At 46.9% G+C, this 12863-nt stretch carries 8 protein-coding genes; 4 read left to right on the forward strand and 4 right to left on the reverse strand.

All coding sequences use genetic code 11. From position 1 onward, the window contains the following. The first annotated feature begins 88 nt into the window (after window positions 1-88). From QMO62_RS24635 to QMO62_RS24650, 4 genes are all read left to right on the forward strand, one after another. Window positions 89-2347 (forward strand): helix-turn-helix domain-containing protein, encoded by a 2259-nt coding sequence (locus QMO62_RS24635; protein WP_284646659.1) that lies wholly within the window; start codon window positions 89-91, stop codon window positions 2345-2347. A gap of 110 nt (window positions 2348-2457) precedes the next feature. Next, complete coding sequence (locus tag QMO62_RS24640; protein ID WP_372516754.1) at window positions 2458-3420, forward strand: ABC transporter permease; 963 nt, start codon at window positions 2458-2460, stop codon at window positions 3418-3420. A gap of 13 nt (window positions 3421-3433) precedes the next feature. Next, window positions 3434-4321: a carbohydrate ABC transporter permease gene (locus QMO62_RS24645; protein WP_284645152.1), complete on the forward strand. Its 888-nt coding sequence runs from the start codon at window positions 3434-3436 to the stop codon at window positions 4319-4321. Between the two features lie 34 nt (window positions 4322-4355). Further along, window positions 4356-5984 carry an extracellular solute-binding protein gene (locus QMO62_RS24650; protein ID WP_284645154.1) on the forward strand — a complete coding sequence of 543 codons (1629 nt, stop codon included), beginning with the start codon at window positions 4356-4358 and terminating at the stop codon, window positions 5982-5984. 330 nt (window positions 5985-6314) lie between these two features. On the opposite strand, the gene QMO62_RS24655 is transcribed toward QMO62_RS24650, so the two are convergent. The 4 genes from QMO62_RS24655 to QMO62_RS24670 form a co-directional block, all read right to left on the reverse strand. After that, window positions 6315-7595 carry a uracil/xanthine transporter gene (locus QMO62_RS24655; protein WP_284645155.1) on the reverse strand — a complete coding sequence of 427 codons (1281 nt, stop codon included), beginning with the start codon at window positions 7593-7595 and terminating at the stop codon, window positions 6315-6317. Window positions 7596-7623: 28 nt separating this feature from the next. Further along, window positions 7624-8094, reverse strand: coding sequence for a GreA/GreB family elongation factor (locus QMO62_RS24660; RefSeq protein WP_284645156.1), 471 nt, complete (start codon window positions 8092-8094; stop codon window positions 7624-7626). Window positions 8095-8349: 255 nt separating this feature from the next. Then, on the reverse strand, window positions 8350-10350 hold the full coding sequence (locus tag QMO62_RS24665; RefSeq protein ID WP_284645157.1) for a beta-galactosidase: 2001 nt from the start codon (window positions 10348-10350) through the stop codon (window positions 8350-8352). A gap of 160 nt (window positions 10351-10510) precedes the next feature. Beyond that, window positions 10511-12757 (reverse strand): helix-turn-helix domain-containing protein, encoded by a 2247-nt coding sequence (locus QMO62_RS24670; protein ID WP_284645158.1) that lies wholly within the window; start codon window positions 12755-12757, stop codon window positions 10511-10513. Window positions 12758-12863 lie beyond the last annotated feature (106 nt).

Below are 12863 nucleotides of genomic sequence, written 5' to 3' on the forward strand. Positions count from 1 at the left end.
TGCATGAAACCTGCGCAGCCCGCCAATTCGCGGGCTGCGCAGTCTCATATTGGATTAATGGGTTCAACTGGGGGGAATGAATGTGAAAATGAAGCTTCAAAATTTGCCATTGTTCCATAAATACTGGTTGTCCTACGTCACCATTCTTATATTGCCCCTGCTAGGTCTCGGTTATATCGGTTACAAGCAAATCGCAACGAACCTATACGACCAAGTGGCTAAAGGGAATAATGCCATGCTAGCGTATATGAAAGATCACGTTGATGCAAAGCTGGTAAGCATGAACCAGATTGCCGCTCGAATTGGCACGGATGCACGCCTTACACCATATGCGTTGGAGCAAACCCCGTTCAGCGCGGTAGAAGCCAAAACCCTGCTCGACTACAAAGCGCCGAACGACTTTATTCTCGAAATGGCGCTATACATACGTGGAGGAAACCAGCTATACTCCCCGCACAGCTCATACACGACGAGCTCATTCATGAATGCCGCATACCGATATCCGAATTGGTCTGAAAGCGCATTCACCAAAGACATAAATACAATCAAAAAGAATGTGCTTCGCCCCGCCGAGCCGGTTGAGCTTGGGAGCGGAATGACAGGCCGCTTGATTACTTACATGGTTCCGATTCCTTTCGCGAGTTCCAACCCCTATGGGACGCTTATTTTTTTGTTTAACGAGAGCGAACTGGCCAAGGCAGCTGAATCCGACCCGGCGCTTCGTTCCGGGAGCATGATGATCTTGGATCAAAGCCTGCAACCGATTGCCGTCTCCAATCGGAGCTTGCAGCTTCAAAATACTCCAGAGCTGCGTGAATTCTTCAGCGGAGCTGAGGAGCAAGACTCGGAGCGGATCACGCTGAACGGCAAGCCATATTTTGTCTCCTACATGAAATCGAAACTGACGGCGTGGACTTACGCTTTGGTTCTACCGGACGGAGTCGTGTTAAAGCCGGTCAATGATATGAAAAATGAATGGCAGCTTTATTTTGTTATCATTTTGTTTATCGGCAGCTTCGCTGTATATGGCCTGTGGAAAGTCAATTACAGACCCATAGAGCAACTGGTATCTTATGTAGAGGAAAAGTGGGGAAGGAGAACGAGGGGCACAAACGAGCTGGAACGCGTTCAATTCGTTCTATCTGAGATAGCGGAAACGAACGTGTACCTTGATGATCAACTGCAACGCAACAAACGCGCGATTGTCGATCACTGGCTATCCCGGCTTTTGAAGGGGGAGTTTGCGTCGAAGGAGCATTGGAACGAAATAACTAGCGAAATCGGGGTCATGTTCGTTCATGAGCGGATCGGGTGCCTTATGCTTCAATTTCATGGCGACACGTGTCCGAACGCATCCCGTCTCCGTGTATTTCTGGAAAATGACTTATTACAGTGGGGGATAAACGGCTTCGTCATGGACGGCATGTCAGCCTCTCAATTTACAGTTATCGTAACGATGGAAGAACACGTTGCGCATTTGCTGGAATGGATCGAGAAGCTGCGTATTGTTATGAACGAAGAGAACGGCCTGCAATTGACGGCAGGCGTAAGCCGGTTTTACGACGATTGGAACCAGGCGGGGAAATCGTACTTGGAAGCGTCGACGGCTTTGGAATGCAGACTGTTCCGCGGCAACAATAAAACCATCTGCTTTGAAGAGAAAATCGTTCACGCCTCGGTTGGCAATTATCCATACGAGGAGATGGAGCGCCTCGAAGTGTTGATCCGTGAGGGAAATACCACACACATTAAAGAAATGGTAAACATCATCGTGCAGCATATTAAGCATAACGAGACAACACTTTATATGGCCAGATGCATTAGCTACGACATGGTCAATACCCTGCTAAAGGCTATGCAGAAGCTCACCGACGGAAAGGAACTGATCCTCGGGCAGTATCAGGATGTTCGTCACTTGATGGAGTTCGATACCGTGGAGCATATGGCGGAAATGGTATCCGATTTTTGTCATGATGTTTGCCAAGCGATAAGCGCGTATGCATCCACCACGGCATCGGAGCCGATTGGCGGGATACTCGCTTACATCGAGCAAAATTATAAAAACTATGAAATATCCGTTCAACAAATAGCTGATGATTTCTCCGTCTCGTTATCCTATCTGGGACGTTATTTTAAAGAGCATACGGGACGAACGATTTTTGAATACATTGATGAATTGCGGATAGAACAGGCTAAAGAGCTGCTTCAGACAAAAGAGTATACCGTGAAGGAAATCGTACAAATGGTCGGTTACTCCGATTCGTCCAGCTTTATCCGCAAATTCAAGCGAATCGTCCGTTTGACTCCCGGAGAATACCGTAAGCTGTATTCATCCGTATCGGAATGACGTATTCGCATATGGCAAACGCGATTGGCTTATGTTCAAATGAACCGCTGCTTGTTATGGTAACAGCGAGGGGACAATTATTAATTCAAGGCAGGGGGGTGAATGTAACCATGAAGGGTGTGGAAGAGGTGCACAGACCAATTCATTCGGTGCAGGCCGGCATAAGGTTCAAGAAATCCTTGTTCAAAGTGTTACGTAATTATGAGTTGTATTTACTTTTGTTTCCTACCCTTTTGTATTTTATCATTTTTCACTACATTCCTATTTATGGCGTGCAAATTGCTTTCAAAAAGTTTATTGCAAGCAAAGGGATCAGTGGAAGCCCGTGGGTCGGATTCGAGCACTTTGAGCGTTTTTTCCGTTCGGATCAATTTCTCATTGTGTTGAAAAATACGCTAGGTATTAGCCTCTACGAATTGCTTGTGTCGTTCCCGGTACCTATTGTACTGGCGCTCATGCTGAATCAGCTGGCAAGCGAAAAATTTAAAAAATTTGTGCAAACGGTTACTTACGCACCGCACTTTATTTCCGTTGTTGTGGTCGTCGGTATGTTGAAGCTGTTCTTGTCGCCGAGCACCGGGCTTGTAAACCAGATCATTGCCTTGTTCGGGGGTGAGTCCATATTTTTCCTGGCAAGCGTGGACTGGTTTAAAACACTTTTTATTTTTTCCGGTGTATGGCAAAATGCGGGCTGGGCTACCATTATTTATTTAGCGGCACTTGCTGGAGTCAATCCCGACTTACATGAAGCGGCCGTCATGGACGGCGCAAATAAGCTGCAACGTGTGAGACATATCGATTTGCCGTCGATTATGCCTACCATTATCATTTTGCTTATTCTGAACATTGGGCATTTTATGAGTGTAGGCTACGAAAAAGTGTATTTGATGCAAAATCCGCTTAATTTGAATGCTTCGGAAGTTATTCAAACTTACGTATACAAAACGGGACTCCTGAATGCTCAGTTTAGTTATTCAGCAGCAATCGGCTTGTTTAACTCCGTCGTCAATTTCATTCTGCTTATCACCGTCAATCAGATCGCCAAACGGATGAAGCAGACCAGCCTGTGGTAAAGGGGGAAAGCTTGTGGTAGCAAGCCGAAGCAAAGCAGACAAGTGGTTTGATGTCCTGAATCATTTTATATTGCTCTGCATTGTCATGATTGTGATCTATCCGTTGTATTTTATTGTCATTGCCTCAATCAGCAACCCTGACCTGATCAATGCGGGGAAGTTATGGTTTCTCCCTCAGGATATAACGTTTGAAGGCTATCGCCGCATTCTGAGTGAAAGCAGTATTTGGATGGGGTACCGAAACTCACTCATGTACACCGTACTTGGAACGACAATTAACGTAGCGCTTACCTTAACTGCGGGATACGCATTGTCACGGAGTGATTTGGCCGGACAAAAAGCGTTTATGTTCCTCATCGTGTTTACCATGTTTTTCGGCGGAGGACTGATACCGACCTACTTACTGGTAAAAGATTTAGGCCTCGTTAACACCGTTTGGGCCATGGTGCTGCCCAATGCCGTATCGGCATATAACATCATCATTACGCGCACATTTTTTCAGAGCACGATCCCGAACGAGCTGTTGGAGGCGGCCGTTATGGACGGCTGCTCCAATTCCCGATTTTTCCTGCGCATCGTGCTGCCGCTATCCATGCCGATTGTTGCCGTCATGATTTTATTTAGTGCGGTGGGGCATTGGAATTCCTACTTTCAGGCGCTTATTTATCTGCGCGACGACCATTTGTTTCCGCTGCAGATTATTCTACGGGCTATTCTCGTTTCAAATGAGATGTCCGACAGTATCGATTTGAACACAACCAATGTAACTGAGCAGCAGCATATCGCGGATTTGATGCGGTATGGCGTGATTATAGTCGCCAGCCTGCCGGTGCTCGTGCTGTATCCGTTTTTACAAAAATATTTCGTTAAAGGCGTCATGATCGGTTCGATCAAAGGTTAATCATGCTAATGAATCATGAGGGGGATATCGAAACATGAGACGTAACAAATGGGGAATAAGCGCATTAGCGGCATTTACTGCGATTTCCGTTACCGTAGCGGGCTGCAGCGAAAAACAAGAGAAAGCGCCTGAGGCCCAAGAGAAGCAGGCTCCGTCAAACTTGAACGCAACGGGGATGCCCATTGCCAAGGAAAAGCTCACACTCCGTATGGTGGCGGGGAAATCAGCGGTAACGAAGAACTTTGAAGACATGAAGTTTTTTAAGGATTTGGAAACGAAGTCGAATATTCATATTGATTGGGAACCAATACCGGACGCAAGCCTAAAGGAAAAAATCAACCTGATTTTTGCCGGGGGCGAACTGCCGGATGCGTTCTACGGTCACTATATTCTTCAGAATGATGAAGTGCTGAATTACGGCACCCAGGGTGTGCTCATTCCGCTTGAAGGCTTGATTGACAAATATGCACCGAACATCAAAAAGCTATTCGACGCAAATCCGGGCTACAAGAAAGACTTGACCGCCCCCGACGGACACATCTATTCGCTGCCTACGATTGATGAATCTAACGCAACCGCCAAGGATGCGCTGTTCATTAACAAGAAATGGTTGGATAAGTTAAACTTACAGGTGCCAACGACAACGGAAGAGTTCTACAAGGTGCTTCAGGCGTTTAAAGAAAACGATATGAACGGCAACGGTAAAAAGGACGAAATTCCTTTCTCGTTCCGCTGGGATTCGAACATCCAGGGGTTGTACTCCATGTTCGGATCATTCGGACTCACGGACCGTTACGGCAAAGCTGAAATGCTGAATCATATTGTCATGAAGGGCGACAAAGTAACCTATTCTGCCGTACAGCCTGAGTACAAGGAAGCCATTCAATATTTCCACCGTTTGTTTAAAGAAGGACTCATCGACCGTGAGGGCTTTACCCACGACCAGAAGATGTATTTGGCGAAGCTGAAAAGCAAGGAAAACAACGTCGGTGCCTTCGTCGGCTGGTCGATCAATTCCACGCTCGGAACGGGCAACGATCAGTTCGTCGCGGTACCGCCGCTGAAAGGGCCGAAGGGCACCCAGCTATGGGCCAAATATCAGTCCGGCATACTGAGTAAGGGCGCATTTGCGATAACGTCGGTCAATAAGCACCCTGAAGCAACAATTCGCTGGGCGGATATGATGTACGATCCGATGGTCAGCCTCCAGGCAAGCAAAGGTGTGTTCGGCTTGAACATGAAGGAGCTGCCCGATGGTAGGATCGAAACGCTTGAACCGCCTCAAGGCATGAGCGCTGATGAATTCCGCCATAAAGAAGCGCCGGGGTCGAAATCGCTGTTCTCGATAACGAAAGAAACGCAGGCAAAGCTGGTTGTTCCCGAGTCTGCAACAGAGAAGCAGAAATTAGAGGAGCTATATGCTCCGTTTCAGGAGAAGAATATATTCCCGGGTGTGTACTTCAATGCAACTGAGCTTGACAGTCTAGTGAAGTACTTTACCGATATCGACACGTATGCTTCAAAGATGTACGCCAAATGGCTGCTGGACGGGGGCATTGAGTCGGAATGGGATGCTTACGTCAAAAAAATGAACGATATGGGTCTGGAGAAGATGATCGCGATCTACCAAAGCGCGTATGATCGTTATCACGGGAAGAAATAATGGAGAGAAGGTGTCCCCTTGGCCGATCTATTGGAAACCCGATGCTTAAGTTCTTTGGCCAAAGTGTTTGCAGACGATCCGATGGACGGGCCGGACTTTTCGTCCTGGGTAACGATTGAGCCGAATGGAAGCGCTGTTTCGGGCCCATATGGCATCGACATCGTTTTTGACAATGCGAAAGCTCCAATATCGTGTCCCGGGATTTCTTCCTACAACGGGCATACTCTTTACGGCTTGTAAAATATTGGATTTTACATTGGCGGCTCCCGGATCGAAGTGACCGGGAGCTGCTGTTCATTTAGGCATATGCAAGCTTCAGTTGTTCCCTTGTTAAGTTTCCCAACGGATGCATTTTTCCAAAATAATGGAGAGGAAAACCCCCATAACCAATCCGTTCGACAAGAACGGCTGAATCGTGACGGGTACATTTTTGAACACGGAAACATCCGTATGCATAATACATATACCAATGATTAGGGGTATGGCAATCCGATAGATGGTAATGGAGTTGAAATCGATATTCTTGACACTCTTTAAGGATGTACCAAGCAATTGCAAATAGGCAACGAATAAAACGGCATAGCCGACAGTAACGGGCAGAGTAGCCAATATCCTTACGGTAAAAGGCAGTAAGCCCAGAACGGATAACATTCCCCCGGCAATGAGAAACGGTTTTCTGTTAAAGATCTGGGTGCTTTCCAGGAAACCTATCGATGAAGCAAAGGGAGCATACGAAACCAATCCGAATACTGCACCCGTTATAGAATAAGCTCCGGTTAGAACATACGATTGCTTTACCCGGGCAGGATTTACTTCCACACCGAGCAAACGGGATGCGGCCTGAATGGACGCTAGTGTATTGCTCAAGTTCACTAGACTGGCAAGAAAGGTTACGATGATGATGCCGGTATTCCAGCTCGGGGGACCGAAGGGAAACAGGGGAAAGGCTGTTGAATTTCCCCCTATAGTAACGGCGGCTGGAGAGGGAAAGAGGATGAGATAAAGAATCCACCCCGCAATCATACCAATTAAAATGGAAAAATTGCCAATTGCTTTGTTCCCCTTGACCTTCAGCAAAAATACCAGGATGACGATCCCAATGGAATACATGCTGATGGAGACATCCAGCGCCCCATTCTCGTCTAGCTTCAACATCCCCTTGAAGAAGATCAGATTTAATTGAACCGTTAATAAAAACAGGAAAACGTTCATGACCATAGAGCTAATGATGGTATGAATAAAGCTAAGTAAGTTACACACGGCCAGCAGCACAATCGCCGCGCCCGCAAGCAGCATACCGGTGGCAATACTACCTCCAACGGTTGGCAAACTGACGCCCATGGAGGAAGAGGCTAAGCTAACATGTAGAACAACCCCCCACATCACCCCGGAATGCCCTTCCATAAGCGGAAGCCGGTGGCCGATGAGACCCTGCAGCACACAAAAGATTCCGGTAAATACAAGAGAGCTTCGCAATATTCCCGTAATTTCTTGCGGCGATAAATCGAAGGCGGCACCTACGGATATGGGGACGACGATCGTATTTGCAAAGATAAATATGAGCCATTGAACGGAAGCCAATGATGTTGTCCATGATACGGTTCTAGCCATGTTGGCCCCCTTGTTCTAACCTTAACAATCAAACCTTGCTTCGAGGGCGGCTGGCGGCATCCAGTAGAAATTCGATGCCCGTGATCGTACTCGCTTCATGACCCCCGGTGATAACGTGACTATGAACCTTACCTCCGTACGGACGCAGGAGCAAATGGATGCCAGCGGGGGATAGGAAGGAAATCCACCCTAATTCAGGATTAGATCTATCCGGAAAACAAAGCACGATATCCGCCTTGCTCTTACCGGAGACCGAAGATTGCAGTGAGACTTTGGAACCGATAAATACCATTTTACCGCTATCCGGATGCAGCCTGGAGGTCATACGCTTCAGTTCGATGATGTAATCGGCCATTAAGTCAGCAGCGGTTGCTCTAAACTCCTCAGGAGCCTGACCGGCTGGAAGATGCACCTCCAGGAACGAATCCAAATGGCGATCGAAATATTCAAGCTGATCCAGCAGTGAAAGGATAAATGGAGAAGCCCGCCTACGGTTCATGGAACAAACATCCCAGACGGATCATGTACTTGAAAAAACCTACGTTTCCCATGCAGAATACCCCCATTAAATGTAAAATGTCCCCAAAAATACAATGAGACACCCGTTTGAGAAAACGGAATGCCTCTGTATAGGAATAACGATACCATTGTGCTTTATTTATGTCAATGGATGCCAAATGATGCTTTATCCGGATTTATTGACCATGGGTACTCGGAGGGTGTGGGTGATAACCGTTCCTTAGTCACGGAAGAACTAGTTTCCCTTTCTGTCTAGTAGCACTCTAACCTGCAAGGGCTTAAGTGTGACCACACCCGATATTTCTTCCCGATTCCATATGTCAACCATGGGGGTTTCGTTTGGCAACGGCAGTTCGATTTCTTTGCTCCCCCCGTTTATAACAAATACATACCTAGTACCCTGATTGCTTTGCCTCATGGTAATCTCGATGCCCTCGGGTGGTGTTATGCCGAGTATAGGAGAAATGCCGATTTCTTGACACAGGTAGGTTACCAGATCCCTATAGAACATTTCTTCGGCAAAGGTTGCGATAAACCAGCTTTGGCCTTTGCCGAACGAATGCCGGGTAACGGCGGGATTTCCCTCATACCACTGATTTATGAAGTAGCCTTCCGGTTGAGCTGTAAGCGGTTCGATTACCTCATGGAACAATCCGCACGTGTAACTACGCTTGTTCCAGTGAAACAAGACGTGGTTCTGCGGTCCTGTTGTAATCACCTCAGCGGTCCTTGAGCCAAGGAGTTGAAGCATTCCGGGGTGAAGCCGGTCAGGGTAATAACACGCATCGGTATTTTTAATGCCGCACATCGGGTGAAATACGATGAAGCCACCGGACATAACATACTGCTGAAGCTTCGCCACCAGACCATCGTCGACGATAGGAAGCATGGGAACCAAAAGCAGCTTGTAGGCTGAGAAATCCCCATACCTGCCGACAGCGTCACAATTATATCCAAGCTTGCGGACGGTATGGTAAAGTTGATTGATTTGTCTTAAGTACACTCCGGTGTCGCCTGTCCAGCCGGAAGGGTGTTCAAGATGCCAGCGGCTTGGGAAATCATAAAGTACTGCAATATCACTCGGTACTAGTGAGCCTGTAATGCAAGGCCCCAGGTCATGAAGCCGCCCGCCGATATGCCGGCACTCTTCATACATTCTAGTGGGTTTGCCGTTAAAATCCGTAATGGCACCATGATTTTGCTCACTGCCGAAAGGGAACCGTTTCCAAGGGAAATAAAAAACGGCATCTGCTCCATTGGCAATGGTGTGCATCGTCAAACGTTCCAACTCTCCTGGTGCGGGCGTATTGTTTTCAGCACCTAGTATGGAATGTCCTTCGTTACGAAGCTCGTAAACATGGAAAGGAGCTTTCTTAAAGCTTCGGTTGGCAGCCAGCCCGAAGGAAAGTGCTTGGTTTCTGTCCCCAAACGGAGGATAGTAATTCGTCCCGGTAATATCGAGGTATTCTGCCATCCGGTAGTAGTCTGTCCGATGATTCCAAAACATCTGGTTATTCGTAGTGATGTATTGGTTGGCACGGATGTGGGGTCGAATGGCCCCGCCAAGCAAACGAACCGCGTCAATATTGCATTCGCTGCGAAATTCACGCCAAGCTTGAAGAAACGACGGATTGTAATCTGCCTTGGTAATGCGGGGCGTTGGGATTTGTTCAAAATGGTTGAATTCCATAGACCAAAAGATCGTTCCCCATGCGGAGTTAAGTGCTTCGATCGTTCCATACTTCGCCTGCAGCCATTGGTTCCATTTGGACTTGCACACGCTGCAGTGACAATCAGGCTCATCGCCAATTTCATTGTCCAAATGCCAACCGATGACAAGAGGATTGTCCCCGTACCTCGCGGCGAGCGCTGAAGCCAGGTCGCCTGATTTAGCCCGAAGCAAAGAATGATTAATACAGAAGGTGTATCGGCTTGCGAATTCCAACCGATGCCCTTCGGACGTTTCGATCATCAAGCTTGGGGATGTTTCATATAGCCAGGCTGGGATTGTCCGCATCGGAGGACAAAGAACCACCTTGACGGAATGATTGCCTGCCAGCTGAATGAATCGGTCCAGCCAAGAGAAGTCATACGTTCCCTCGGCAGGCTCGAATTGTTTCCATGCAAATTCTCCAATCCGCACCGCGTTAAATCCGGCATTCATCATGAGGCGCAAATCCTCTTCCCACTCGCCAGGCTCTCTATGTTCGGGATAATAACAGGAACCATATAACATTATGAATCATCACCTCGGTAAGTAGTCCGTCATATGGGTATATATTATAATGGAACAGGGGCATTGCGAAATAGAAATTTCTGAACGTATATAACAAAATGAAACAAATAAAGAAGCACGCATTCGGCGGGGACAATCCCCAGTCGAAGCATGCTTATGTTCATGTGCTCTTTTTATCTTGAATGGCGTCTCTATAGGAACCTGGCGTCACACCTGTAATTTGTTTAAATTTACGAATAAAGCTTGACTGGTTTACATATCCCACGCTTTGGGCGACCTGCTGCAGGTTATAGGAAGAGTCGGCAAGTAAGGCTTGCGCCTTGGTCATGCGCAATTCGGTCACATAGTCGGAGATATTGCGGTTCTCTTGCGCTTTAAAATAGTGACTCAAATAAGAAACGGACATATTCACGTGATCGGAAAGTCCTTGTAAAGAAAAGTTGCTGTCCCAGCAATGCTCACAAATGTAATCCTTTATTTTCTCCATTTGCTTGTTGGTCGGCTGCTCTTTGCCCGTAACGGTAAAGAAAATATCCGAACACAAATTTTTAATCCGGGCCGAGAGCTCCTCTACGGTATCGTACTGGGATAATGAGATGATGTCGACCTTACTGTCCAGGTCGGCGTTCAAGTAATAATTGTTGCGGTAAATGGCTTGTACGATCGTTTGGATCACATCGTAACACAACAGCTTGGCTGACATGAGGGGAATTTGCTTTTCCTTCAGCTGCTTGAAAATCGTGTCAAGCACCTGGGTAAAGAGCTCCGGGTTATGATCGGCAATATATTTATCCAGCAGCTCCAATTGCCGCTTCACCGAATAGCCGACATGATTCTGATTCGTTTCAATCTCTTGGTACGCTATAACGGTTCCTTTCCCCTTAATCAGCCTGTAATCAAGGGCTGAGCAGGCTTGCAGATATGATTCCGAGATATCGGATAAGGAGGCAAACCAATTGCCTAATCCGATGGTGCAAGTGAGCCCGGAATGAGCAAGTCGTCCTACCGCATGGGAGCATAGCTCCTCGCAGAGGAAAGAACGTTCTCCTTCATCGGAAAGAATCAAGATAATGTGCTTCTCCAGCACATTGTCCAGCACGAAAACACGGTACCTGTCAGTGAATACTTCCTGAAGCACGGTGACGGCATCGGCAGCGGTAAACGATTCTTGGAAGGAATCCAATAGTATGTTTGCCACGGCATATTGCTGCCCGGAAACCGCGAGCCCGTATTCCTCACCAGCAACGGCGAACTCCTCAGGATCGGTGAATTCGCCCTTAAGGAGCCGGAGGAGAAGCTGCTGCCTCATTATAGGGGAGGTGGAGTGATACTTAGCCTCCAGTAAGCTGATTTTGCTGCTCATCTGATGTACGGCGGTTTTTACGGAGTCGATCCCTCCCCGCCCCGAGGCCTCTTTGCCCAGCAGTTTGACAGCTTGGCTTGTAAGCTCCCCCAGCGGCTTATAATTCACCCTCATGAATATATAAATGAGCAGAACGCCTACAATGAATAGCCCAAGGAATAAGGCAAGCGTCGACATTTGTAATCCGGACATTTTACTTGTAACCGCTTGAGCCGGTAAGAAACTAATATAAGTCCAGCCGGTTCTCGATGATGTTTTGCTGGATACGAAGTACGTTTTACCGGCCATGGTTCGCTGTTCGGAATTCAGCTCTCCGCTATTTATCAGTGCGTTCACATCCAGTGATTCGAAGGAAAGCTCCCCCATACTAGTAATCGGCTGCTTCTTTCCGTCAAGGATCAACACACTGCTTTTATTCGCATGCAGCGTTTCTTTCAGAATGTCGTAGATCGTTTGTTCCCGAATCAAGAAGAAGAGAGCTCCCGTCGGTTTCTCGCTCATAAAGGGAAGCGGTACGGCATAAAGAATGTTTTTTTGCACGGATTGTTCCGCATCGATTCGGCTTACTTGTTTGACAAAGACCGTTGGGTCGGAAAGCAGCTGACGCTGCAACTCCTCCAAGCTCCAATTGTCATAGTGGTATAAGGAGTTGGAAAAGAAATGCTCATTGACGGTTCCTTTAGGGGAGTAAAGCAAATCATGGTCAAAATAATAAATAAAAAAGTTATCGAAAAAGTTATTCGGGATACTAAAGTTGTTTAGAAGCTTAACAGCCTGCACGACATTCATGAAATCTCCCGAAATCGAGGAGGAGGATAAATAGGGGTTGTTGGATATTTGGATCGACAGATTATTTAATTCTTCGACACGACTGTCAATCGAGTTTTTCGCTTGCTCAAGCAGGCTGGAGGTATTGGAAATGATTTCTTTATTCAATACATTGTTAAAAATATTGAAGGCATGGAAGGCAAGAATAAGCACCGGAATGAAGAAAAGAGCCGTATAAGTAAGCATGTATTTGGTAAATAAACGTGGCTTAAACATGGATTGTTTCTCTCCTCCTTCCTCTAAATGATAACGCTTGCAGTCAATGAGAGCAAGTTTATTATACATCCCTGTTTCTCCGATTCACAACAGAATTCTAAAAATA

Source organism: Paenibacillus silviterrae (genome assembly GCF_030167925.1).
Taxonomy (GTDB): Bacteria; Bacillota; Bacilli; order Paenibacillales; family NBRC-103111; genus Paenibacillus_G; species Paenibacillus_G silviterrae.